Origin of the sequence: Vitreimonas flagellata (assembly GCF_004634425.1) — a bacterium.
In the GTDB taxonomy this organism is placed as follows: domain Bacteria; phylum Pseudomonadota; class Alphaproteobacteria; order Caulobacterales; family Aquidulcibacteraceae; genus Vitreimonas; species Vitreimonas flagellata.
Map to the genome: position 1 here is coordinate 607,239 of NZ_SBJL01000002.1, position 21,619 is coordinate 628,857.

General features: G+C 63.0%; 26 protein-coding genes. 10 read left to right on the top strand and 16 right to left on the bottom strand.

The genetic code is table 11. The features are described 5' to 3' along the window. Window positions 1–66: 66 nt before the first annotated feature. From EPJ54_RS10935 to EPJ54_RS10950, 4 genes are read left to right on the top strand one after another with little or no spacing between them, the layout of a single operon-like run. Window positions 67–723, top strand: coding sequence for a TetR/AcrR family transcriptional regulator (locus EPJ54_RS10935; protein WP_135211746.1), 657 nt, complete (start codon window positions 67–69; stop codon window positions 721–723). Continuing rightward, entirely contained in the window at window positions 720–1,544 is an 825-nt protein-coding gene (locus tag EPJ54_RS10940; RefSeq protein WP_167755683.1) for an HlyD family secretion protein, read from the top strand. Before EPJ54_RS10935 ends, EPJ54_RS10940 begins: the two co-directional genes overlap by 4 nt. Further along, window positions 1,541–2,467, top strand: coding sequence for an ABC transporter ATP-binding protein (locus tag EPJ54_RS10945; RefSeq protein ID WP_135211748.1), 927 nt, complete (start codon window positions 1,541–1,543; stop codon window positions 2,465–2,467). Before EPJ54_RS10940 ends, EPJ54_RS10945 begins: the two co-directional genes overlap by 4 nt. Continuing rightward, window positions 2,464–3,621 carry an ABC transporter permease gene (locus tag EPJ54_RS10950; RefSeq protein ID WP_135211749.1) on the top strand — a complete coding sequence of 386 codons (1,158 nt, stop codon included), beginning with the start codon at window positions 2,464–2,466 and terminating at the stop codon, window positions 3,619–3,621. The genes EPJ54_RS10945 and EPJ54_RS10950 overlap by 4 nt, the downstream gene beginning before the upstream one ends. Window positions 3,622–3,805: 184 nt before the next feature. Here the strand turns inward: EPJ54_RS10950 and EPJ54_RS10955 are convergent, their stop codons facing one another. Continuing rightward, the gene (locus EPJ54_RS10955; protein WP_135211750.1) at window positions 3,806–4,180 is read right to left on the bottom strand and encodes a VOC family protein; all 375 of its coding nucleotides are present in this window, start codon (window positions 4,178–4,180) and stop codon (window positions 3,806–3,808) included. A 184-nt stretch (window positions 4,181–4,364) separates the two neighbouring features. Between EPJ54_RS10955 and EPJ54_RS10960 the strand changes: the two genes are divergently transcribed. Continuing rightward, entirely contained in the window at window positions 4,365–4,712 is a 348-nt protein-coding gene (locus tag EPJ54_RS10960) for a PilZ domain-containing protein (RefSeq protein ID WP_135211751.1), read from the top strand. 3 nt (window positions 4,713–4,715) lie between these two features. On the opposite strand, the gene EPJ54_RS10965 is transcribed toward EPJ54_RS10960, so the two are convergent. Then, entirely contained in the window at window positions 4,716–5,246 is a 531-nt protein-coding gene (locus EPJ54_RS10965) for a YybH family protein (RefSeq protein WP_239590874.1), read from the bottom strand. A gap of 72 nt (window positions 5,247–5,318) precedes the next feature. Here EPJ54_RS10965 and EPJ54_RS10970 point away from each other — a divergent pair, with 72 nt between their 5' ends. Beyond that, window positions 5,319–6,260, top strand: a complete 942-nt coding sequence (locus EPJ54_RS10970; RefSeq protein WP_135211752.1) for a LysR family transcriptional regulator — start codon at window positions 5,319–5,321, stop codon at window positions 6,258–6,260. 17 nt (window positions 6,261–6,277) lie between these two features. Here EPJ54_RS10970 and sdhA read toward each other — a convergent pair whose 3' ends face one another. Genes sdhA through sdhC form a run of 3 tightly spaced genes read right to left on the bottom strand, consistent with a single transcriptional unit; the run spans window position 6,278 to window position 8,864 of the window. Continuing rightward, window positions 6,278–8,071, bottom strand: coding sequence for a succinate dehydrogenase flavoprotein subunit (gene sdhA, locus EPJ54_RS10975; RefSeq protein ID WP_135211753.1), 1,794 nt, complete (start codon window positions 8,069–8,071; stop codon window positions 6,278–6,280). Between the two features lie 4 nt (window positions 8,072–8,075). Next, complete coding sequence (gene sdhD / locus EPJ54_RS10980; RefSeq protein ID WP_135211754.1) at window positions 8,076–8,465, bottom strand: succinate dehydrogenase, hydrophobic membrane anchor protein; 390 nt, start codon at window positions 8,463–8,465, stop codon at window positions 8,076–8,078. A gap of 3 nt (window positions 8,466–8,468) precedes the next feature. After that, window positions 8,469–8,864 (bottom strand): succinate dehydrogenase, cytochrome b556 subunit, encoded by a 396-nt coding sequence (sdhC, locus tag EPJ54_RS10985; RefSeq protein WP_135211755.1) that lies wholly within the window; start codon window positions 8,862–8,864, stop codon window positions 8,469–8,471. A gap of 133 nt (window positions 8,865–8,997) precedes the next feature. Here sdhC and EPJ54_RS10990 point away from each other — a divergent pair, with 133 nt between their 5' ends. Continuing rightward, window positions 8,998–10,764, top strand: coding sequence for a DUF885 domain-containing protein (locus tag EPJ54_RS10990; protein WP_135211756.1), 1,767 nt, complete (start codon window positions 8,998–9,000; stop codon window positions 10,762–10,764). Here EPJ54_RS10990 and EPJ54_RS10995 read toward each other — a convergent pair. Beyond that, a complete protein-coding gene (locus EPJ54_RS10995; RefSeq protein WP_135211757.1) occupies window positions 10,761–11,807 on the bottom strand; it encodes a MaoC family dehydratase in 1,047 nt (348 codons plus the stop codon). The genes EPJ54_RS10990 and EPJ54_RS10995 overlap by 4 nt on opposite strands. Continuing rightward, entirely contained in the window at window positions 11,804–12,679 is an 876-nt protein-coding gene (locus EPJ54_RS11000) for an HpcH/HpaI aldolase/citrate lyase family protein (protein WP_135211758.1), read from the bottom strand. The genes EPJ54_RS10995 and EPJ54_RS11000 overlap by 4 nt, the downstream gene beginning before the upstream one ends. A 67-nt stretch (window positions 12,680–12,746) precedes the next feature. Between EPJ54_RS11000 and pdxY the strand changes: the two genes are divergently transcribed. Together pdxY and EPJ54_RS11010 are read left to right on the top strand one after the other, a co-directional pair. Continuing rightward, window positions 12,747–13,580, top strand: a complete 834-nt coding sequence (gene pdxY, locus EPJ54_RS11005; protein ID WP_135211759.1) for a pyridoxal kinase — start codon at window positions 12,747–12,749, stop codon at window positions 13,578–13,580. Continuing rightward, window positions 13,580–14,686, top strand: coding sequence for a serine hydrolase domain-containing protein (locus EPJ54_RS11010; protein WP_135211760.1), 1,107 nt, complete (start codon window positions 13,580–13,582; stop codon window positions 14,684–14,686). The genes pdxY and EPJ54_RS11010 overlap by 1 nt, the downstream gene beginning before the upstream one ends. Here EPJ54_RS11010 and EPJ54_RS11015 read toward each other — a convergent pair. From EPJ54_RS11015 to EPJ54_RS11035, 5 genes are all read right to left on the bottom strand, one after another. Then, a complete protein-coding gene (locus EPJ54_RS11015) occupies window positions 14,681–15,388 on the bottom strand; it encodes a metallophosphoesterase family protein (RefSeq protein ID WP_167755684.1) in 708 nt (235 codons plus the stop codon). The two genes, EPJ54_RS11010 and EPJ54_RS11015, sit on opposite strands and share 6 nt — an antisense overlap. Then, window positions 15,385–16,299 (bottom strand): EamA family transporter RarD, encoded by a 915-nt coding sequence (gene rarD / locus EPJ54_RS11020; protein WP_135211762.1) that lies wholly within the window; start codon window positions 16,297–16,299, stop codon window positions 15,385–15,387. Before rarD ends, EPJ54_RS11015 begins: the two co-directional genes overlap by 4 nt. Beyond that, a complete protein-coding gene (locus EPJ54_RS11025; RefSeq protein WP_135211763.1) occupies window positions 16,296–16,727 on the bottom strand; it encodes a GNAT family N-acetyltransferase in 432 nt (143 codons plus the stop codon). The genes rarD and EPJ54_RS11025 overlap by 4 nt, the downstream gene beginning before the upstream one ends. A gap of 112 nt (window positions 16,728–16,839) precedes the next feature. Then, complete coding sequence (locus EPJ54_RS11030) at window positions 16,840–18,060, bottom strand: hypothetical protein (RefSeq protein ID WP_135211764.1); 1,221 nt, start codon at window positions 18,058–18,060, stop codon at window positions 16,840–16,842. Window positions 18,061–18,064: 4 nt separating this feature from the next. Further along, on the bottom strand, window positions 18,065–19,096 hold the full coding sequence (locus EPJ54_RS11035) for an aspartate-semialdehyde dehydrogenase (protein WP_135211765.1): 1,032 nt from the start codon (window positions 19,094–19,096) through the stop codon (window positions 18,065–18,067). A gap of 140 nt (window positions 19,097–19,236) precedes the next feature. On the opposite strand from EPJ54_RS11035, the gene EPJ54_RS11040 reads away from it, so the two are divergent. Further along, complete coding sequence (locus EPJ54_RS11040; protein WP_135211766.1) at window positions 19,237–19,740, top strand: RipA family octameric membrane protein; 504 nt, start codon at window positions 19,237–19,239, stop codon at window positions 19,738–19,740. A 2-nt stretch (window positions 19,741–19,742) separates the two neighbouring features. Here EPJ54_RS11040 and EPJ54_RS11045 read toward each other — a convergent pair whose 3' ends face one another. From EPJ54_RS11045 to EPJ54_RS11060, 4 genes are all read right to left on the bottom strand, one after another. After that, window positions 19,743–20,300, bottom strand: a complete 558-nt coding sequence (locus EPJ54_RS11045; RefSeq protein WP_135211767.1) for a GNAT family N-acetyltransferase — start codon at window positions 20,298–20,300, stop codon at window positions 19,743–19,745. A 129-nt stretch (window positions 20,301–20,429) separates the two neighbouring features. After that, window positions 20,430–20,699 (bottom strand): 50S ribosomal protein L27, encoded by a 270-nt coding sequence (rpmA, locus tag EPJ54_RS11050; protein WP_135211768.1) that lies wholly within the window; start codon window positions 20,697–20,699, stop codon window positions 20,430–20,432. Window positions 20,700–20,739: 40 nt separating this feature from the next. Continuing rightward, window positions 20,740–21,045 carry a 50S ribosomal protein L21 gene (gene rplU, locus EPJ54_RS11055; RefSeq protein WP_135211769.1) on the bottom strand — a complete coding sequence of 102 codons (306 nt, stop codon included), beginning with the start codon at window positions 21,043–21,045 and terminating at the stop codon, window positions 20,740–20,742. Between the two features lie 229 nt (window positions 21,046–21,274). After that, window positions 21,275–21,541: a (2Fe-2S) ferredoxin domain-containing protein gene (locus EPJ54_RS11060; protein ID WP_135211770.1), complete on the bottom strand. Its 267-nt coding sequence runs from the start codon at window positions 21,539–21,541 to the stop codon at window positions 21,275–21,277. Between the last annotated feature and the right edge of the window lie 78 nt (window positions 21,542–21,619).

A 21,619-nucleotide genomic window follows, 5' to 3' on the forward strand; every position in this document is an offset into this window, starting at 1 on the left:
GTCGCCCTTTTTCGTGCCGGCGCGATTTTGCTTGTATATAACTGACCAGTCAGTTATATACAACTCATGCCACAGGCTGCCTCCCCGAAGCCTCGCGCCCGCCCCGCCCCGAAATGGCGGCGGCGGGCCGAGGCGCGACCGGACGAAATCCTCGACGCGGCTTTGGCCGAATTCACCGCGCGCGGCTTCGAAGCGGCGCGCATGGAGGATGTCGCCAAGGCCGCCGGCATCTCGAAGGCGGCGATCTATCTCTACTTTTCGAGCAAGGCGGCGTTGCTCGAAGCGTTGATCGAAGCCAAGGTCGGCACGCTGGCGCAGCAGATGCAATCGCTCGCGCTTGCCGGTCACGCTGATCCGCTGAATGCGATGCGCATGATCGCGACAATGGCGGCGCATCGTCTGTCCGACATCAATCTGCTCGCCGTGCCGCGCCTGGTGATCAGCATCTCCGGGCGCTTTCCCGAGATCGCGGAATATTACCGCACGCATGTCGTCGAGAAGGCGCGCGGTGCGCTCGAAGCGTTGATTGATGCAGCCAAGGACAAAGGCGCAATCCGCGCAGAGGTGGATACGCAAGCCGCAGCGCGCGCGTTCATCGGGCCGATCTTGTTCGAGGCGCTATGGACGCATGTGTTGAAAGGCGAAACCGCTCTCCACGATCCGCAAAAGCTGATCCAACAGCAATTCGACATCCTGCTGAACGGGCTGGAGCAACGCGCATGAAGCGCTCTGTCGTTTTATCTCTCGCTCTCCTTGTCGCCTGCGGGCGCGCGGAGACGAATATTCTCCAAGGCTATGGCGAGGCGGATTACATTTATCTGGCCAGCCAAGAGACGGGCGTGGTGCGTGAACTCAATGTACGCGAAGGCGATCGCGTTGAGGCAGGCGCGCGCGTGTTTACGCTCGACCCCGATCGCCTGGCGCTGAACGAGCAGAGTGCGAGTGCGCAAGGTGCGGCGGCCGCCTCCGCAGTGCGTACGGCACAGGCGCAAGCGACGTTGGCGCAGCGCAATTACGCGCGCGGCGTGGAATTGTTCGAGCGCGGCTTCTATCCACGCGCACGGCTGGACTCAGATCGCGCAGCGATGGATGCCGCGGTCGCACAATTGGCGCAGGCGCGGCGCGAAGCTGGCGCCGCCAGCGCATCGACTGGCTTGGCGCGCGAGCGTTTGAGCGATCTGGATGGCGCCGCACCCGCAGCGGGCGTGATCGAGCGGATCTATCATCGACCTGGTGAGGTTGTTGCTGCGGGTCAACCGATCGCGGCCCTGCTCGCACCAACGAACATGAAGGTGCGTTTTTTTGCGCCGGAGCCGATGCTCTCACGATTGCCAGTTGGCGCGCGTGTGCTGGTGAGTTGCGATGATTGCGGTGAGCCGGTTGCGGCTATCGTGAGCTACGTTGCGCATGAGCCGCAATTTACTCCGCCCGTGATCTACTCGCTCGATCAACGCGAGAAGCTGGTTTTCTTGGTTGAAGCGCGGTTCGAGGGTGAGAGCCCGGTGCGGCCAGGGATGCCGGTCGATGTTCGGCTGGCCGAATGAGCGAAATCGTGATCGACGTGCGCGGGCTCACCAAGAGCTTCGGCGGGCGCAAAGTGGTCGATGCGTTCGATCTCAAAGTCCCGCGCGGCGCGATCTACGGATTTCTGGGGCCGAACGGTTCGGGCAAGACGACGACGATCCGTATGGTGTGCGGGCTGCTGAAGCCGGAGAGCGGCGAAGGCGAAGTGCTCGGCTTCAACGTGCTGAGCGAGAGCCTGAAGATCAAAGAACGCGTCGGCTACATGACGCAGAAGTTTTCGCTCTACGAAGATTTATCGATCCGCGAGAATTTGGAATTCATCGCGCGACTCTATGGTTTGGATCAACGTGCGGAGCGCGTGGACCAGGCGCTTGAGGATTTGGGTTTAGCCGAACGCCAAGCGCAGCTTGCAGGTAAGCTCTCGGGCGGTTGGAAACAACGGCTGGCGCTTGCGGCGTGCATGATCCATGAGCCGGAATTACTGCTGCTGGATGAACCGACGGCGGGCGTCGATCCGAAAGCCCGGCGCGATTTCTGGGACGCAATCCGACGCTACTCAGCGCAAGGCGTCACGACGCTCGTGAGCACGCATTACATGGACGAGGCCGTGCAGTGCGATTCCATCGCATACATCGCTTACGGCAAGAAATTGCTCGACGCGCCGACTGCGGCGATCCCGAAACAGATTGGTCTCTATGGCTGGCGCATCGCGGGGCGGCCCTTGCTTGAAGCGCAACAGATGCTGGAAGCGTCCGAGGGCGTCGACATCGTTGCGCGCTTTGGCGCGGAGATCCATGCGTGCGGGAAAGATGCAGCCGCACTCGAACGCGCGGTGCGTGCGGTGAAACAAACGCAACCGCATGTCGAGATCGCGCGGATCGAAGCCGGGTTCGAGGAGATTTTCATCTATCTCATGTCCGGCGCGCTGGACAATTTCCAATGAAGGCGCCGACGCTCCCCAATCTGCTCGATCTCTCCTGGGCGCGCGTGTTTGCTGTGTTCCTGAAGGAGCTGGTGCAGATGCGGCGCGACCGACCCACGTTTGCGATCATGATCATGATGCCGATCATGCAGCTCGTTCTGTTCGGCTACGCGATCAACACCGATCCGCGCCACCTGCCCGCCGTCGTTGAGATGCGTGAGGACGGTCCGATGACGCGCGCGTTCCTGGCGTCGCTGAGCGCTTCGACCTTCGTGGATATTGTCGCGATCGCGCGGACGTCCGAAGAAGGCGAAGCGATGCTGCGCTCGGGTGAGGCGAATTTTCTGATCTCAATTCCGGAAGGCTTCGAGCGGCGCTTGGTACGGGGCGAGCGGCCACAAATTCTGATTGCGGCGGATGCGAGCGATCCGGTTGCGGCTGGCGGCGCGTTGGGCGCGATCGAGCGCGTGGCGCAGCAGGCATTCGCGCCGGAATTTGAAGGCGCCCTCTCCTATCTCGCGCAAGGACCGCCGCCGTATGAGATCGTGGTGCATCGTCGTTACAATCCGGCGGGCGTGACCGCGTTTAACATCGTGCCGGCGTTGCTGGGCGTTATTCTCACCATGACGATGGTGATGATCACGTCGATCGCGCTCACGCGCGAGACCGAGCGCGGCACGATGGAGAATCTGCTGGCGACGCCGGTGCGACCGCTGGAAGTGATGATAGGCAAGACCACGCCTTATGTGGGCGTTGGCGCGATCCAAGTCGCAATCGTACTGATCGTCGCGACGTTGCTGTTCAAGATTCCGTTCACTGGCTCGTTCTTGGCGTTCCTGATCGCGGTGACGCTCTTCATCCTCGCCAATCTGATGCTGGGCTATCTCATTTCCACCGTCGCGCGCACGCAAATGCAGGCGATGCAGATGACGTTCTTCATCTTCCTGCCGTCGATCCTGCTTTCGGGCTTCATGTTTCCATTCGCGGCGATGCCGGTGTGGGCGCGCGCGATTGGCGAAGCGCTGCCGATCACACATTTCCTGCGTATCGTGCGTGAGGTTGTGCTGAAGGAAGCGGGCCTCGCCGACATCTGGAGCGATCTCTGGCCGCTGGCTGTGATCTTGTTGGTGCTGGGCTCTCTGGCTCTGATGCGCTTCCGGCGGACGCTGGATTAGAAAGCGCGCAGCACTTTTGGCCGCGTGGAGCATATGCTTCACACGGTTGAGTCTGGACCGCCGGCGCCCTTGCCGGCATCGGCGATGGAGTGCGCAATTGTTTGACGATTGGGCGCGCGGAGAGATGCCGGCGAGGGCGCCGGCGGTCCGAAGGGTGGGATAGAGCGACACTCTATCCCCGCATTTAGCGTCCAGTGTGGAACACGGCGAGTTTGTTGCCGTCGAGGTCGCGGAAATAGGCGAACTCGCCGAAGGCGCCGCGCGGACCAGGTTCGCCTTCGCACGTGCCGCCGAGTTCGAGTGCTTTGCCGTGAATGCGGGCGACGTCTTCCTTGCTATCGACGGCGATGGCGAGCATGGCGCCGTTGCCGTGCGTGGCGGGCTGCCCGTTGTAGGGGCGCGTGATCATGATCATGGCGCCGCTGGCAAGACGGTACATGAGGCCGTGCGGCGTTGGCATTGGGCGCTTACCGCCCATTTCGCCGAGCAACGCATCATAGAACGCGGTTGCGCGGTCGAAATCGTTCGCGCCTAGGCAGACATAACCAACGCTGGCCATCGTGCTTCACTCCCCTTGTCGCCGCTTGATGCGGGCTTGGGCGGAGTCATCGGGCCCCGGCGCGCGGGCGTCAAGAATGACGCGGCGTCTGCTTATCGTATGTAATTGACACGATTTGGCGCCAGGTGAAGCAACCACCCGGTAGGGCTTTTCGTTACAATACCGAGTCGCGACACACCTGATCTTGTTCAAGAAACCGCCCCCGCCGCCTGTCGACCTGAACGCCCGCATTCGCGGTGCGGTCAGCCGGCCTGCGCAGCCCTCAACGCCCGCACCGCCGCCGCCGTCTCGCCGTAAGGAGCGCGCCGAGCGCGATAAGGTTTTTCGTCAGGCGACCCTGGTGTTCAGCGACGGCCACCGCTTCACCGTGGTGGTGAAGGATGTGAGCGCCACCGGCGCGCGCGTGGAATTCTTCCAGCACATCACGCTGCCGCCCGAGGTGCAGTTTCTGGAAGCGACGATGCGCCTGCGCAAACGCGCGCGCGTGGTCTGGCAACAAGACGGCGGCGCGGGTTTGGAGTTTTTGGATTAAGCATTATCCGGTGATGGCGAGCGCGGCCGTCGCCTGCATGCCGATATTCTGGACGATCGGGTCCGCGTGGCGATGCACCAGCTCCCATTCCGCGCCGCTGCGCCGATAGATTTGCGTCACACGCAGTGACCAATCCTGCTCCGGCAATCCGGCGACGATGGCGCGCTGGCGTTCGATGAAGACAAGCACCGCCATGTCGCGCGAAGCGTAGCTCTCTACGAGCTCGAACGTGGCCACGCCGTGCGTAAACGTGCGCGCAAGTTGATCGAGATGCGCGTCGCTAGGGTCGAAGCCGCGGCTGACGCCGCCGAGCGGCTGCATCAAAGTAAAGTCCGGCGCGATCGGGCCGACGATTTCGAGCCATCGATGCATATCGCCATTGATGAAGGCCTCATTGCCCGCTTCGGCGCGTGCGGCGAGTTGTGCAATTAACGCCTCGTCCGTGCGCGCTTGGCGGGCGCACCCGGCGAGCGGCAGGAACACGGCCGCCACGAAGGCAAAAAGGCGGGAAAGCGAGAGGATTGAGTTGGGCAATTGAGGTTCTCCGTCTACCCAGGCGCTATCGCTCTTTTGCTATGCTGCATCCAATGATACGATTTCAGCTATATGCTGAATGATACCGATCTCTCTCGGGCGGACCTGAACCTCTTGGTGCTGTTCGAAACGGTGATGCGCGAGCGCCATGTGGGGCGTGCGGCGGAGCGGCTGAACCTCTCCGCGTCCGCCGTGAGCCATGGCCTCGGGCGCTTGCGCGTGCTGCTGAACGATCCGCTCTTTATCAAGAACCCACGCGGCGTGACGCCCAGCGATCGCGCGTTAGAGCTTGAGCCGGCGATCGCGGACATTCTGGCGCGCGTGCGCGGCGTGGTGCAGACGGCCGCACCTTTTGACCCGCACACATCGACGCGCAGCTTCACGATTGCGGCGCCGGACGGCGTGTCGGCGGTGTTTCTGCCCGCATTGATGGCGAAGCTCGGACGGATTGCGCCAAGGGTGGACGTGCGCGTACGCCAATTGTTGCCGCGACAGGGAGAAACCGCACCCGAACTCGCATGGCGCGACGCGTTCGCTGAGCTTGATACGCGCGCGATGGATTTCGCCGTAGCGCCGCTGGACGCCGCGCCGCCGCGCTTCAGCATCGCGCCGCTCTTTAGCGAAGATTTCGTGATCGCAGCGCGCGCTGGTCATGCATGGTTGGCGAAACCAACGCTGACGGGCTTTCGCGATGCGCAGCACCTGGTCGTGTCGAGCACCGGTGATCCGAAGGGTTTCGTCGATGCGATGCTGGAAGACCGCGGCATGGTGCGCCGTGTGGCGCTGACGGCGCCAAATTTCATGCTGGCGTTGGCCCTGTTGGCCGAGACGAACCTGATCGCCGCGGTGCCGCGGCGCTTCTTCGAGCTGCACGGCAAGCGCTTCAAGCTCGCAAGCGCCAAACCGCCGCTCCCACTACCGCGCTTCACGCTGAACATGATCGCGCCAAAGCCCGCGCTGCAGGATGCGGGATTGGCTTGGCTGATGGAGATGCTGAAGGACGCGGCCGGCTAGAAGCCGGCCGCCAATCCTCAATACACCCGCTTCTTCGGCGGGATGCTTTCGATTTCGTTGGTCATCGTGTTGGAGTGGACCGGGCGGAAGTCGATGCGGGTGGCGCCGGTGTCGAGATCGAGCCAGGCGAGCGTGTGCTTCATCCAGTCATTGTCGTCGCGCTCGGGAAAATCTTCGCGGGCGTGGGCGCCGCGTGACTCGGTGCGGTTGGCGGCGCCGTTCACAGTGACGATGGCTTGGCCGATGAGATTGTCGAACTCGAGCGTTTCGACCAGATCCGTGTTCCAGATCATCGAGCGATCGGTGACGGCGATGTCCGGCGCTTCTTTCCAGATCGCGGCCATGCGTTGCACGCCTTCGGCGAGCACCGGGCCAGTGCGATAGACGGCGCACGTATCCTGCATCGTGCGCTGCATTTTCTCGCGCAGCTTGGCCGTGGGCGTGCCGCCCTTGGCGTTGCGGAATTTGTCGAAGCGCGCGAGGTGCTTGTCGCTCTGGCCCTTCGGCAATTCGGGTTGCGTGGCGTTAGCTTGCAGCTTCTCGCCGCAGCGCAGACCGACAGCGCGGCCGAATACGACCAGATCGATCAGCGAGTTCGAGCCCAAACGATTGGCGCCGTGCACCGACACGCACGCCGCTTCGCCGACGGCCATGAGGCCCGGCACAACCGAATCCGGATCGCCGCCGACTTTGGTGAGCACTTCGCCGTGATAATTCGTCGGGATGCCGCCCATATTGTAATGGACGGTCGGCAGCACCGGGATAGGCGCGCGCGTGACATCGACGCCAGCGAACACTTTCGCGCTTTCGGAAATGCCCGGCAGGCGTTCGTGCAGCAGCTTCGGATCGAGGTGGTCGAGATGCAGGAAGATGTGATCCTTGTTCGGGCCGACGCCGCGGCCTTCACGGATTTCGAGCGTCATGGCGCGGCTCACCATGTCGCGCGGCGCGAGATCCTTCACGGTCGGCGCGTAGCGCTCCATGAAGCGCTCGCCGTTTGAATTGGTGAGATAGCCGCCCTCGCCGCGCGCGCCTTCGGTGATGAGGCAGCCAGCGGGGAAAATGCCCGTCGGGTGGAATTGCACGAATTCCATGTCCTGCAGCGGCAGACCGGCGCGCAGCACCATGGCGTTGCCGTCGCCGGTGCAGGTGTGCGCGGAGGTGCAGGAGAGATAGGCGCGGCCGTAGCCGCCGGTGGCGAGCACGACAGTTTGCGCGCGGAAGCGATGCAACGTGCCGTCGTCAAGCTTCCAGGCGGTGACACCGCGGCAGGCGCCGCTCTCATCCATGATGAGGTCGAGCGCGAAATACTCGATGAAGAAATCGACGTCGTGGCGCAGCGACTGGCCGTACAACGTGTGCAGCATGGCGTGGCCGGTGCGGTCGGCGGCGGCGCAGGTGCGCTGCACGGGCGCTTCACCGAAGTTACGCGTCATGCCGCCGAAGGCGCGCTGATAGATTTTGCCTTCCTCAGTGCGCGAGAACGGCACGCCCCAATGCTCAAGCTCATAGACCGCGGCTGGCGCGTTACGTGTGAGATATTCGATCGCGTCTTGGTCGCCCAGCCAGTCCGAGCCTTTCACGGTGTCGAACATGTGCCATTGCCACTTATCTTCGCCCATGTTGCCGAGCGAGGCGGAGATGCCGCCTTGCGCCGCGACCGTGTGCGAGCGGGTGGGAAACACTTTGCTGATGCAGGCGGTTTTCAAGCCGGCTTGCGCGCTGCCGAGCGCGGCGCGAAGCCCCGAACCGCCGGCGCCGACAACGACGACGTCAAACGTGTGATCGACCCAAGTATAAGCAGCGGCCAAGGGATCAGGCTCCGAAATTGACGAGCAACACAGCGAACAAGGCGCCGGCGGCGATGACGAGCGGCACGAGGGCGTTCAGCAACAACAGCACGACCTTGGTGAATGGCCGGGCGATGTAATCGTTGATCACTTCGCCCATGCCGATACGCATGTGATAGAGCGCGACCATGACGAGCAGGATCACGCCCACAGCGTTTACGGGCGAGACGAGGAAATCGATCGCCGCCAAATAGGTGGGCCCGTCCATCGTCAGCGCCGCACTCAGCACGAACCATGTGGCGAGGATTAGCAGCGCGATCGCGGAAACGCGCTGGCCAACGAAATGCCCGGTGCCTTCAGCGGCGGCGCCGTGATTGCGGACGCGGCCAAGTGGGGTGCTCTTCCCTTTGCTCATAGCTCAGCCTCCAAACGTCACGAGCGCCCACAGCCCGATCGGCGCGGCGACAGCAAAGAGGATGGCGAACCAAGCGGTGGTTTCCGCATCGGCGGGCTTCAGACCATTGCCGGTGTCGAACACCAGGTGACGGATGCCGTTGGCGAGGTGGTAGGCGAACGCCGCCACGATCAGATAGAGCCCGATCTGGCCAATCGGCCCGGCCAGGAACGCGCCGACCGGCTCATACGCTTCAGGGCCAGCGGCGACGGCCATCAGCCAGAAGCAAAACAGGATCATGCCGCCATAGAGACCCACGCCCGTCACGCGATGGAGGATCGACGTCGCCATCGTGACGTGCCAACGCCAGATGCTGACGTGTGGCGATAATGGTCTTTCGGGGCGGGTCGCGCCGGCCATGTGCGCCCTCTCTTGTGCTTGATATGGTACGTGGAATCTGCGCGCGGAGATTAGGGTCCGGAACCCCCAAGTCAATCAAGCGGCTTGCGCCAAATCGCCCCCCGGCTAGACAAATCCCAGCGGAGGACGGCGGATGCGAAACATCTTGGTGGCGAGTCTGGTTTTGGCGGTGTCAGCCGGGCTGGCGGGCTCTTCGCTAGCGCAGACGCGCGGCAATACGCGCGTCGCTGCGGCGATGGCCGCCTATGAGCGGATCGACCGCCAATCTGATCCGGTGACCTCCGCCTCCGAGGGCGATCGCGCGGCGTTGCGCCTTTTGCCGAACGTGTCACCCGAGGCCGACGCTACGGAACTGGCCGAACTTCAGACCCTGCTGACGCAAGTGGAGCGCATTGATGCGCGCCGGCTGCGCGGCGAAGATTCGCTGAACCATGCGCTGCTGTTGCGGACCATCCGCAACCGGATCGAGCGCATCGGCTTCGACACCGGCCGCATGCCGATCAGCAATGGCGAGGGCTTCTTCTCCTTCGCCGATTACCTCGCCTACACCACGCCGATCCAATCGGCGGACGATGCGGAAGCGTGGCTGGCGCGCCTGGAGGCGCTGCCGAATTTCTATCGCCAGAACATCGCCAATGCGCGGCGCGGCATCGCCACCGGCTTCACGCAGCCGCGCATCGTCGTCGATCGCGCGATCGCCACGGCGCGTGCGCAAAGCGCCACGATGGCGAACACGCTCGCCACCCCGCTCGCGCAAATGCCGGCGACGATCCCGACCGTCGAGCAAGAGCGCTACCGGGCGCGCGCGCGTGAGATCGTTGAGCAACAGGTCCTGCCCGTGCATCGCGCTTTGGTGGCGTTCCTCGAGACCGAATATCTGCCCGCGGCGCGCCAAAGCATTGGCATTTCGAGCGTGCCCGGCGGGCGCGAATATTACCAATACCTCGTGCGCGCCTACACCACGACGCAGATGACGCCGGAGGAAATCCACGCGCTCGGCTTGTCGGAAGTCGCACGCATTCGCGCGGCGATGGAGCGTGAGATCGCGGCCAGCGGCTTTCGCGGCGATTTCGCTGCGTTCCAACATTTCCTGCGCACCGATCCGCAATTCTATGCGACGTCGCCGGAAGATTTGATCGAGAAAGCGTCGGAGATCGCCAAGCGCGCCGACGGGCAATTGCCGCGCCTGTTCGGCACGCTGCCGCGCTTGCCGTACGACATTCGCGTCATTCCGTTGGAATCGGCGGAAGGCCAAACCACCGCGTATTACACGCAAGGTAGTCCGCGCCTCGGCATGGCCGGCGCGTATTGGGTGAACACGACGCGGCTCGATCAACGCCCGCTCTATGAATTGCCGGCGCTAACGATCCACGAAGCCGTGCCCGGTCACCATCTGCAGATCGCGCTGGCGCAGGAGCAAGGCGAGCTTCCCTATTTCCGGCGCAACACATTCTACACGGCGTTCGTCGAAGGCTGGGGCCTCTATTCGGAATCGCTCGGCGAAGAGATGGGCATGTACCGCACGCCGTACGAGCGCTTCGGACGCCTGAGCTACGAAATGTGGCGCGCATGCCGCCTGGTGGCGGATACGGGCATCCACTGGATGGGCTGGGACATCGAACAAGCGCGCCGCTGCTTTGCGGAAAATTCCGCACTGGCGCCGCACAACATCCAGACGGAGCTCGAACGCTACATCGCAACGCCCGGCCAAGCGCTCGCGTACAAGATTGGCGAGCTGCGTTTGCAGGGGCTGCGGCGCGATGCGACGGCTGCGTTGGGCGAACGCTTCGACGTGCGCGCGTTCCACGATACCGTGCTCGGCGCCGGCGCGCTGCCGCTCGATGTGCTGGAGACGCGGGTTCGTGATTGGGTCGCTACACAGCAAGCCGCCGCGAACTAGCGCTTCGGGATGGCCGCCCAATAATCGAAATCGAGCACGACGTTGGGATCGTATTCGCCGGCGTCGTTCTTGAACGGGAAATCCGTGGCGGGTTTGTTTTTCACGGCGACCAGGCGCAGGCGCAACGCGCCGATCTCGCCGAGGTCTTCCTTGGCCAACACTTCCGACCACGCATAGAGCGTGTCGCCGGCGAAGAGCGGATTGACGTGACGTCCGCCATTGATGGCGATCATCAGCTGCGCGTTGGCGAGGCCGTTGAAGGCCAGCGCACGCGCGATCGAGATGGTGACACCGCCATAGATGAGGCGCTTGCCGAAGCGTGACTCTTTCTGCGCCAGCGCATCGAAATGCACTTTCGCGGTGTTCTGATAGAGCCGCGTGGCGAGCTGATGCTCGGCCTCCTCGACTGTCATGCCGTCGACGTGATCGATCTTTTCGCCGATCTCGTAATCTTGAAACGCATGCGGCGAGCCGGCGAGCGCGAAATCGTAGCCGCTGAAATCGATCCCTTGCGGAAGCACGAGATCGGGCGTCGGCACCGATGACGCCGGCGTCTTCGGCGGCGCGTCGATCACTTCGGCGCTCGCGTCGCGCTTATTGACCATCACCCAGCGCACATAAGAGAGCACCGGGATTTCGTCTTGGTTGAAGCCGGTCGTGCGCACGGTGACGACGCCGGTTTTGCCGTTCGAATTTTGCTTCACGCCGAGCACTTCGGAGACAGCGTTCAGCGTGTCGCCGGCAAAGACGGGCGCTAAGAAGCGGCCTTCGGCGTAACCCAGATTGGCGACGGCGTTGAGCGAGATGTCCGGCACGGTCTTGCCGAACACGGTGTGAAACACGAGCAGCGGATCGACCGGCGCGCCGGGAAGCCCACAATTCTGCGCGAAACTGTCGGCGCTGAAGAGCGCGTAGCGCGAGCCGGTCAGCGCGATGTTGAGCGCGACGTCGCCCTCAGTGATCGTCTTCGGCGTCGCGTGCGCGATGATCTGGCCTTGGCGAAAATCTTCAAGGAAATTGCCGGGATTGGATTTGGTGGTCATGCGTTCAATCTTTCGATCGCGGCCGCCATTTCGACGAGACGCGTCGCTTCTTCCAGGTGTAGCAGCTCCGTCATCTTGCCATCGACCTTAATCACGCCCTTCCCGGCGTTCTCAGGCAGCGCGAAGGCGGCGATGATGGCGCGGGCGCGGATGAGTTCGTCTTCGTGCGGGGCGAAGATCAGGTTAGCGGTTTCGATTTGGCTGGGGTGGATCAAAGTCTTGCCGTCATAGCCAAATTCAAGACCTTGGCGGCACTCGGCGACAAGGCCTTCGCGGTCGGCGATGTCGTTGAAGACGCCGTCGATGGCTGTGATGCCTTCGGCGCGCGCGGCGAGCACGGCGAGCGAGAGCGGCGCGTAAAACGCAGCGCGACCGTTGACGGCGCGGGCGCGGGTTTCCTTGGCGAGATCGTTGAGGCCGAGTACGAAGGCGGAGAGCCGCGTTGAACGCGCGGTCGCGGCGATCTCGGCGATGTTGAAGAACGCGCGCGGCGTCTCGATCATCACCCAGAGCGTCGTAGTGTCGGGAAAACCGGCGGCGGTCATCGCGGCGTCGAGCGCGCGCACCTCGTCGGCGCTGCTGACCTTCGGCGCGAGCAGGCCATCCGGCCTCGCGGCGCCTGCGGCGACGATATCGTCCTTGCCCCAAGGCGTCGACAGCGCGTTGGCGCGAACGATAATCTCGCGCTTGCCATAGCCGCCGCCTTTGACGGCGTTAACGACTTGCGCACGCGCGTCTTCTTTCGCTTCGGGCGCGACGGAATCTTCGAGATCGAGTAGAAGCACATCGGCGGGCAGCGTTTTCGCCTTCTCCAAGGCTTTCGCATTTGCGCCGGGCATATAAAGACAGGAACGGCGCGGACGTGCGGACATCGTACTTGCTCTCGTTCTACGCGCGAGCGACCATCGCAGGCGCGCCAGATGACGAGGTTCTTGCCGCGTGAAGACGGTTTTGTCGATCCAGAGTCAGGTGGCGGGCGCGCGCGTGGGCAATTCTGTCGCGGCCTTCGCAATGGAGCGGCTGGGCGTGCGCGTGTTGCAGTTGCCGACAGTGCTGCTGGGGCGCCGGCCCGATCACGGCCCACCGGGCGGCGGCCCTATTCCGGCGGCGACGTTGAGCGCGATGATCGAAGGCTTGGCGGCGGATGGCGTCTTGGCCGAGGTCGATGCGGTGCTGAGCGGCTATCTCGGCGCTTCGGATCATGTCGCCGTGGTGCTCGGCGCCGTGGCGCAGGTGAAGGCGGCAAACGCCAAGGCCGTGTTCGTCTGCGATCCGGTGCTGGGCGATGACGGCAAGCTCTTCGTGCGCGACGAGATCGCGGACGCGGTGTTGAACGGCCTGTGGCGGCATGCCGATTGGCTGACTCCGAATGCATTCGAGCTTGGCCTATTGACTGGCCGGACGGTCGACTCGCTGGAGAGCGCGCGGGAGGCTGCGCGATATGTCGGCAAACCGGTGCTGTGTTCCTCTATTCGGACTGCGCTGGGCCTTGGCAATCTGCTGGCGGCGCCGACGGGCGATTGGTTCTGCGAAACGCCGCGCCTGCCCCGCGCACAGAAGGGCGCCGGCGATTTGTTGAGCGCGCTTTACGTGGCGCGACGCGTGCGCGGCGATGCGCTGGTGATGGCGCTCGAAGGCGCCACGGGTTCTGTTTATGACGTCATCGTGCGCTCGCTGGCGGCGGACAGCGAGGATTTGCTGTTGCCCGAGGCGCAAGATTTGCTGGAAGAGCCGGTGACGTGGCCGCGCGCGCGGTCGTTGGAGCGAGTTTGATGGTGGAAGGCTATGTCGCGCCGGGGTTCGAGCGCGTGCGCGAGGCGTTCGCGGCGGGCTTAAGCGAAGAACTCGGCGCGGGGTTTGCCGCCGTGCGCGATGGCGAAGTCGTGGTCGATATCTGGGGCGGCTGGGCCGATCGCGCACAAACGAAGCCTTGGACGCGCGAGACGATCGTGCCGGTCTATTCGACCACGAAAGCGATCAGCGCGATCGTGATGGCGTGGCTCCATGATCGCGGCTTGCTCGAGTACGAGGCGCCAACGGCGAAGCTCTGGCCCGAATTTGGCGTGCACGGCAAAGATAAAGTCACCGTGGCGCAAACGCTCGCGCACATGGCGGGCTTGCCGGGCTTCATCAATCCAATCGATCCCGATCTGTGGCTCGATCCGCCAGCCTGCGCGGCCGCGCTCGCAGCGCTTGAACCATTGTGGGAGCCAGGCACGGCGAGCGGCTATCACCCGATGAGCTGGGGCTATCTCGTGGGTGAGATGGCGCGGCGTGCGTCGGGGCGTTCGGTGGGCACTATTTTGCGCGAAGAAATTTGTGCGCCGCTCGGCATCGATTTTCAGATCGGCACGCCGGAGAGCGAGCATCATCGCGCCGCGGAGATGAAGAAGCCGACGCGCCCTGGCGATTTCAACGAGATCACACCGGCGCTGAAAGCTGCTTTCTTTTCGCCTTGGGCCGCACCCGTGCGTGGTTCGGCGCAATGGCGGCGGATCGAGATCCCGTCCGCCAACGGCCACGGCGGCGCGTTGGCGGTGGCGCGTTTATATGAAGTGTATGCGACGGGCGGCTTGATCGGCGGCAGCCGCGTGCTCTCACAAGAAGCGTTCGACGCGCTAACGAAGCGACGCTTCAAGGGCGAAGATCTGGTGTTGCCGTTCAACGTGGATTGGCGCACCGGCGTGATTGGAAACTCGAACCGCTTCTATGGGCCGAACGTAGAAGCGTTCGGACATTCCGGCGCGGGTGGTTCTGTCGGCTTCGGCGATCCCGTCGCCGGCGTGTCGGCGGGCTATGTGATGAACAAGCAATCGCACCACATCATGGCCGACCCGCGGTCGCTGAAGCTGATCGAGGCGCTCTATTCGTGCCTATGAGGCGCGGAGGAAGCGTGGCTTTTCATTGGGTGCGAGCACGGCGCAGGTGAGCGGGCCGCCGAAGCAGGCGCCAGTGTCGACATTGATGCGGCGCGGATTCTGGTCGGGCTCTTTGTCGAGCGTCGGCGTGTGGCCATGCACGACCATGAGGCCCTCAAGCTCGGGCCGTTTCGGCCAAAGCACCTCGTTGTAGAATTTGCGCGAGCGCGTCCAGATGCGGATGCCTTCGGGACATTCTGGAAACCGCGCAGGGTCGATGCCGGCGTGCACGAACACGAGACCACGCGCTTCGTCGCGGATGATCGAGGGCAGCGCGCGCATCCATTTCATGTGATCGGGGTCGATGGAGTCGCGCCAATGACCGCGCGTGCCATTGGCGCTCTGATATGAGCGGATCGTATCGTCGCCGCCATTGCTGGCCCAATGATAGAGCCCCATCGTCTCGTCGCGTTCGTAGGCGTGGACCATGAGTTCTTCGTGGTTTCCCTTGACGCTAATCGCCTCGCCCGCCGCTTCCGCTTTCATTGCGCGCGCGACAACGGCGCGGCTGTCCGGGCCGCGATCGATGAGATCGCCGAGAAAGACGATCATATGTTGCGCGCCTTTGCGGGCGGCGTCCTCACGAATGAAATCGTGCAAGCGCTCAAGTTTGTCGGCTTCGCCGTGGACGTCGCCGATGGCGTAATAGATGCGGTCACTCATGGAGTCTTGGCGCGACGCAACGTGTCCCATGCGAAGAAGATAAGACCAACCCAGATCAGTGCAAAGCTAATGGCGCGTAAGGGCGTGAAAGGTTCGCCAAAAGCCAGTCCGGTTGCGAATTGAAGACTTGGCGCAAGGAATTGCAGCAGGCCGAGCGCGGTAAAGCTCACGCGCCGCGCGCCAAAGGCGAAGGCCATGAGCGGAATGGCGGTGACCGGGCCCGCCAAAGCGAGCAACGCCACGTGCGACCATGATGTGTCGAACGAGAGCGGGGCTTCGCTCGCCGTCCACATTAGAAGACCAATAGCGACCGGCGCGAGCGCGATGGTTTCAACGAAAAGCCCGGTGGCGGCGGGCACAGCTGCGCGCTTGCGGATGACGGCATAGACCGACCACGTCGCGCACAGCGCAAGCGCTGCCCACGGCGGCGCACCAAGCGCGATCCCCTGCACAATCACGCCAATGAAAGCCAGCGTAAGTGCAATGATTTGCGCCGTCCGGATTTGCTCTTTGAAGAAAAGCACGCCGACAGCAACGCTGACGAGCGGCGCCAGGAAGTACGCGAGCGAGGATTCAATCACACGCGCTTGCAGCACAAGCCAAACGTAAAGGCCCCAATTGAAGAAGATGAAGAAGGCCGACGCGACGAGCGTTAGAAACATCCTCGGACGAAACGCGGCGGAGAGTTCGCGCAAGCCCTGGCGCCAGCCACTCATGATGAAGATGGCAGCTAGCGCCGCCGGCGCGCACCAGAGGATACGCTGCGCCAGCACTTCGCGCACGTCCGCGAAATTCAGCAGCTTCAGATAGAGCGGCAGGAAGCCCCAAATGAGATACGCGCACGCAGCGGCGATGAAGCCGTTGCGGCGATCGGTGTCGGAGGGCGACATCGGGAGTGCGGCGTCAGTCATGCGGCGGGGATTCCATAGGGATTGGCGTTGCGTTTGTGCATGAGCCGATGCGGCTCTTCGATTGTGGTGAAGCCAAGTTTTTCGTACACGCCGTGCGCATCGCGCGTACCGAGCAGCCAGCGGCGGAGATTGCCGAGTTCGGGATGCGCTTGCAGCGCACGCACAAGGTCGCGGCCAATGCCTTGGCCTTGATGCGCGGGCAGCACGATCACGTCGCAGAGCCAGGCGAACGTGGCGCGATCAGTGACGAGGCGAGCGAAGCCGATCAGCGCGCTGTTCTCATCGCGTGCAATAGCGCAGATAGAATTGGCGGCGGCTTTCGCGACAACCTCGCGCGGAATGCCGGGCGACCAATAGGTCTCCGCGAGCACAGCGTGAATGATGTCGATGTCCGTTTGTGACGGCTGTTCGAGTGCGATGGCGGCCATGAAATCCCCTCATGGCGTAAATAGGAAGCGCGGGCGCATTTCGCACGCGCTCAACGGCGAAACGCACAACACGTTTTGTAACAGAGCATGTCAGCGCGGCTCACAACAGAGCTCAATTCATCATGCCGAGCGGGCCGGAATAGACTTCCGCCGCCTCAAGATAGGCAAAGCCGCGCTTCAGTGCGTAACGGGCCGGTTCGATGATCTTGATGTAGTCGGGCGAGAGAGCATCGCCATAATGGTCGCCCCAAGCCCGGCTCAGCTCGCGTTTGTGCGTTTCCAAAAGCTCAACAAAGGCGGCCACGTTCTCTGGGGCCACATAGCCGCCCAATGAGAAATTGTCGTGGATCGTCGTGCGCAGACCGTCGCCGACCTTCGGCGCCATCTTCACGAGCGGCGCAAAGAGCGGCGCGGGTGTCTCGATCAACCCACCTGTCTTCACACCGATCTTGTCGAACAGAAACGAGGCGTGATTACTGCCGCGGTTCATCCAGCCGGGCAGCAGGGCCGCGGCAAAGCTGACGATGTTGTGCGGCAGGCTCGGAAGGAGTTCGTCCGCCGTGGGCGGTGGACGCTGGTCGCCGGCGATCTGCACCCAGCGTTCGCCGCCCTCGTCGCTCTCTTCGTCTTGATCCACCTCATCGACGTTGAAGGTCTGCTTCGTGCCGCGCGCCGCAAAGATGTCGCGCCAAGACTGGACTTGCTTGCGGTAGGCACGCTCAACCCGCGCGGCGTTAAACGCTGCTTCGCCATCAGGTTTGGCGACAGTTGAAAAATCCGGAAACGCGCGCGCCGCAGCAAGTACGCCCGCGTGCGTGTCGGTGGGAATACGCGCCCGCATCGCCTCCATGCGCGCGATCATTTCTCGCGCGATCGGGTCGACCGCCTCAGCGTTCTGCCCGATCAGCGCCAGATAGCGCTCAAAGTCGGCAAGTGCGGTCGCCTCGTCGTCCGCGACGATAAAGAATGGCCGACCCCAGATGGCGAGGTCGGTATCAAAGCCCGGCAAGCCCGGCACCCGATCGGGCGCTTCGCAGTGCTCCGTGACCGTCTTTGCCTTTGCGCCAAACAATTTCGCGAGCAAATTTGGTTCAGAGACGACCTTCTCATAGGCGTGCCTTACAACCGGCGCCGCGTCGCGCTGCACCCCGGTGAAAGCCCTCTGTACGTTGTATGCGCCCAAGCCCCAGGAATTGACGTGATGCGAAACCGCGGCGACCGCAACGGCGCGCTCGATCAAATCATCTAGCGCGCCGTGCCCTTGCACAAAGGGAATGAGTCTGTCTCGAAATAGCGCGGTATCGATTGGATGGGCGCTGATATCGAGACCCATAGATCTAGGCCGCCGCCAAACGCTTGAACAAGCCGCGATTGAGCATGAGTTCGGCGATTTGGACAGCATTGAGGGCGGCGCCCTTGCGGAGGTTGTCGCTGACGCACCAGAGCGAGAGGCCGTTCTCGACTGTGGTGTCTTCACGCACGCGCGAGACGTAGGTGGCGAATTCGCCCACGGCCTCCACCGGCGTGATGTAGCCCTCGTCCTCGCGGCGATCGACCAGCACGACGCCCGGCGCTTCACGCAGAATGCCTTGCGCTTCTTCAGCGCTGATCGGGTTTTCGAATTCGATATTGATCGCTTCGGAATGGCCGACAAACACCGGCACGCGCACGCAGGTGGCGGTGAGCTTGATCGACGAGTCCATGATCTTCTTGGTCTCGACCATCATCTTCCATTCTTCCTTCGTGTAGCCGTCCTCCATGAACACATCGATGTGCGGGATGACGTTGAAGGCAATCTGCTTGGTGAACTTCTCTTTCACCAGCTCGTCATTGACGAAGAGGCCGCGCGTTTGAGTCCAGAGCTCGTCCATCGCGTCCTTGCCGGCGCCGGACACGGATTGGTACGTCGCGACGACAACGCGCTTGATCTTGGCGTAATCGTGCAGCGGCTTCAGCGCGACGACGAGCTGAGCGGTGCTACAATTCGGGTTGGCGATGATGTTGAGCTTGTCGTAGCCCATCACGGCGTCCGGGTTCACTTCCGGCACGACCAGCGGGACGCGCGGGTCCATGCGCCAGGCGCTTGAATTGTCGATGACGACAGCTCCCGTCGCGCCAATCTTCGGCGACCATTCCTTCGACACCGAACCGCCCGCGCTCATCAGCACGAGATCGACGCCGGAGAAATCGAATTGCTCGAGGTCTTTGCATTTCAGCGTTTTGTCGCCGTAGCTGACCTCTTGGCCCACGGAGCGGCGCGAGGCGATGGCGATCACCTCATCGGCTGGAAACAGCCGCTCTTCGAGAATGGTGAGCATTTCCCGGCCCACATTGCCGGTGGCGCCAACGACGGCTACGCGCAAACCCATCTAAATCCCTCCAGCGGCCGGCTTCTAGCCTCACCGCATCCATCGCTACCTAAGGAAACTCCCCCCTCTTTCCAAGCGGGCAGGAGACAATGCGGCTGTGGCCGATCTAAGATCAGCACAGCCGTTTCGGGGGAAGCATCATGGTCGACGCCGCCACCAATCTCGAAATCTATAAATTGCTGGTCGAGGACGTCCGCGACGCCCGTAAGGCGCGGCGTGAGCTGTCCAACGTGTTCACGACCCTGAACCTGGCCGGTATCGGCGCGCTGGGCTTTCTTTCCAGCCCGGACGGCATGGACAATCCGGTGCTGTTCACGCTCTGCGCGCTGGCGCTGGCCTTCACATGCATCATCTGGCGCACGTCCAATTCGTACTACACCGTGCTGCTCGCGGCGAAGTACAAGAACATCTACGCGCTCGAAGACGACCTCGGCATCCATCCGATCCGCGATGAATGGACGACCATAACCGGCAAGCGCCGGGCGATGAAGTGGTGGTCTCTGGAGCGCGCCATGCCGGTGCTCTTCATTCTCGGCTACGCGATCTTCTTTGCCGTGCATGTCGGCGGCGTCGATTTCAGCACTTTGTTCGACGGCTTGCAGGACGCTTTCGCAAGCGTCCTGCAGAGCGTCGGTTTGCGCTAACCTCAGCACGCGATCGCCTCACGTACGCCGAAGCCACGCTCCATCGCCGGCGCATAGCGCATGCGCTTCACGGGCGCGCGTGCGTTGCGGCCGAGCGAATAAAGGTTCTCCGTCTCGCCCGTGTAAGCAAAGCCGCCCTTCTCCAGAACGCGGCCTGAAGCGGGGTTGTCGACGAAGTGGCCCGCCTGCAGTGCGCCCAGGCTTTGCGCTTCGCTGACGAAACCGCGCAGCGCTTCAGTGGCGTAGCCTTGGCCCCAATACGGGCGACCAAACCAATAGCCGACCTCAAAGCCATCGCCGCTCTTGTGCGCGCCGATGACGCCGACCAAGCCTTCGCCCTCGACGTCCGCGGCGAACACGAAATCTTCGCCCAGCGGCGCACGCGCGTTGAGCGTCATGATCCAGCCTTCAGCGGCGCATTCGAGATACGGCGTAGGCGCGCGCAGAATCATGCGCGCAACGCCAGGATCGCCGGCAAAGCGCGCCACGCGGGCCGCATCGCTCATGCGCAGCGGCCGCAATTTCAGCCGTTCAGTTTCGATTTCGATCACGTCCCGCATACGAGCCTCCCTTGGCTCTGGTCGCGCGGGGCATAAAAAATGGGGCGCCTTGATCCGGGCGCCCCACGCTATCTCGGGAACCGGATCGCCCTGTGTTTCAGGCGATCCGGAGAAGTCTTTCCGTTTCGCCTATTCCGCCGCCGCCATAATCGGCGCGACAGATACGTACGTGCGGCCGTCGCGTTTCGTCGCGAACGCCACTTTGCCTTCACAAAGAGCAAAGAGCGTGTGGTCGCGGCCAAGGCCTACGTTGCCGCCCGGATGGAATTTAGTGCCGCGCTGGCGCACGAGGATCTCGCCGCCATTGACGGATTCACCGCCAAAACGCTTCACGCCAAGACGGCGACCAGCTGAGTCGCGACCGTTGCGGGAGCTGCCGCCTGCTTTTTTGTGCGCCATGACGTCCTCGTACGAACCTTATTGGGCCTGTTGGCTTTGCTTAGCCGATGGCCGTGATCTTGATGTGGCTTTCGGTCTGACGGTGACCGATCTTGCGGCGATAGGTGTTGCGACGGCGCTTCTTGAACACCGTGACCTTGTCGCCCTTCTTGGTTTCGATCAGCTCGCCCGTGACCTTCACGCCGGCAACGTCCTTGCCGAGCTTCACGGTGCTGCCGTCGCCCGTCATCAGAACGCTGTCGAAGGTGATCTTCGCGCCCGCATCGCCTTCGAGCTTTTCGACAACGATCACGTCGTCCTTGGCCACCCGGTATTGCTTGCCGCCCGTTTTGATAACCGCGAACATGACTTCCTGCCTGGTTAGCGCGCCCGAAAGCTCGCCCCGAAAAACGTAAACGCGCCCGCAGCGAAGCTCGCGCGGGCGGGGAGCGGCGATATAGAGCGAGGCGCCGGCGCTCGTCAACCGCGTTTGGGGAGCTTTTCTGGGGTTTTCAGCGGCTCGTTTCGGGGCCTGGCGCGGCGGTATCCGAGGGCGCTTCAGTGGCCCGCGCCAGCCCAAGTTCGGCTGCGACCTCCTAAATGTCAGCGCCGCGGGGCACCTTGCGCCACTGGCCCGGCTCGCTCCCCAGGACGACGGTCACCGCATCCTTGGGGCAAAGCTTCAGGCAATCGACCTCGACCAATCCAACACTGGCCCGCCGCCCCTTCTTCAATCTCAACTCTTTGCGCAGCGCCTTGCGGAGTGAGGTCTTCTCCTTGGCCCCAAACCCGCCGCCGACCTTCTTACTGCACTTCCGGCAGACCAGGACGACCTCTTCCCAATTGGAGCGGACTTTCTTCATGGGTGTCAGGTGCGCACGAGCACCTTAAACCTCAAGCCGGCCTGCCTGGCTGGAACGCCTCGGCACACATCGGAAATA

Excerpts from the sequence above, each read along its gene's own strand:
- EPJ54_RS10935 (WP_135211746.1), top strand. The coding sequence starts at position 67 with ATGCCACAGGCTGCCTCCCCGAAGCCTCGCGCCCGCCCCGCCCCGAAA.
- EPJ54_RS10940 (WP_167755683.1), top strand. The coding sequence starts at position 720 with ATGAAGCGCTCTGTCGTTTTATCTCTCGCTCTCCTTGTCGCCTGCGGG.
- EPJ54_RS10945 (WP_135211748.1), top strand. The coding sequence starts at position 1,541 with ATGAGCGAAATCGTGATCGACGTGCGCGGGCTCACCAAGAGCTTCGGC.
- EPJ54_RS10950 (WP_135211749.1), top strand. The coding sequence starts at position 2,464 with ATGAAGGCGCCGACGCTCCCCAATCTGCTCGATCTCTCCTGGGCGCGC.
- EPJ54_RS10955 (WP_135211750.1), bottom strand. The coding sequence starts at position 4,180 with ATGGCCAGCGTTGGTTATGTCTGCCTAGGCGCGAACGATTTCGACCGC.
- EPJ54_RS10970 (WP_135211752.1), top strand. The coding sequence starts at position 5,319 with ATGCTGAATGATACCGATCTCTCTCGGGCGGACCTGAACCTCTTGGTG.
- sdhD (WP_135211754.1), bottom strand. The coding sequence starts at position 8,465 with ATGAGCAAAGGGAAGAGCACCCCACTTGGCCGCGTCCGCAATCACGGC.
- sdhC (WP_135211755.1), bottom strand. The coding sequence starts at position 8,864 with ATGGCCGGCGCGACCCGCCCCGAAAGACCATTATCGCCACACGTCAGC.
- EPJ54_RS10990 (WP_135211756.1), top strand. The coding sequence starts at position 8,998 with ATGCGAAACATCTTGGTGGCGAGTCTGGTTTTGGCGGTGTCAGCCGGG.
- EPJ54_RS10995 (WP_135211757.1), bottom strand. The coding sequence starts at position 11,807 with ATGACCACCAAATCCAATCCCGGCAATTTCCTTGAAGATTTTCGCCAA.
- EPJ54_RS11000 (WP_135211758.1), bottom strand. The coding sequence starts at position 12,679 with ATGTCCGCACGTCCGCGCCGTTCCTGTCTTTATATGCCCGGCGCAAAT.
- EPJ54_RS11010 (WP_135211760.1), top strand. The coding sequence starts at position 13,580 with ATGGTGGAAGGCTATGTCGCGCCGGGGTTCGAGCGCGTGCGCGAGGCG.
- EPJ54_RS11015 (WP_167755684.1), bottom strand. The coding sequence starts at position 15,388 with ATGAGTGACCGCATCTATTACGCCATCGGCGACGTCCACGGCGAAGCC.
- rarD (WP_135211762.1), bottom strand. The coding sequence starts at position 16,299 with ATGACTGACGCCGCACTCCCGATGTCGCCCTCCGACACCGATCGCCGC.
- EPJ54_RS11025 (WP_135211763.1), bottom strand. The coding sequence starts at position 16,727 with ATGGCCGCCATCGCACTCGAACAGCCGTCACAAACGGACATCGACATC.
- EPJ54_RS11030 (WP_135211764.1), bottom strand. The coding sequence starts at position 18,060 with ATGGGTCTCGATATCAGCGCCCATCCAATCGATACCGCGCTATTTCGA.
- EPJ54_RS11035 (WP_135211765.1), bottom strand. The coding sequence starts at position 19,096 with ATGGGTTTGCGCGTAGCCGTCGTTGGCGCCACCGGCAATGTGGGCCGG.
- EPJ54_RS11040 (WP_135211766.1), top strand. The coding sequence starts at position 19,237 with ATGGTCGACGCCGCCACCAATCTCGAAATCTATAAATTGCTGGTCGAG.
- EPJ54_RS11045 (WP_135211767.1), bottom strand. The coding sequence starts at position 20,300 with ATGCGGGACGTGATCGAAATCGAAACTGAACGGCTGAAATTGCGGCCG.
- rpmA (WP_135211768.1), bottom strand. The coding sequence starts at position 20,699 with ATGGCGCACAAAAAAGCAGGCGGCAGCTCCCGCAACGGTCGCGACTCA.
- rplU (WP_135211769.1), bottom strand. The coding sequence starts at position 21,045 with ATGTTCGCGGTTATCAAAACGGGCGGCAAGCAATACCGGGTGGCCAAG.
- EPJ54_RS11060 (WP_135211770.1), bottom strand. The coding sequence starts at position 21,541 with ATGAAGAAAGTCCGCTCCAATTGGGAAGAGGTCGTCCTGGTCTGCCGG.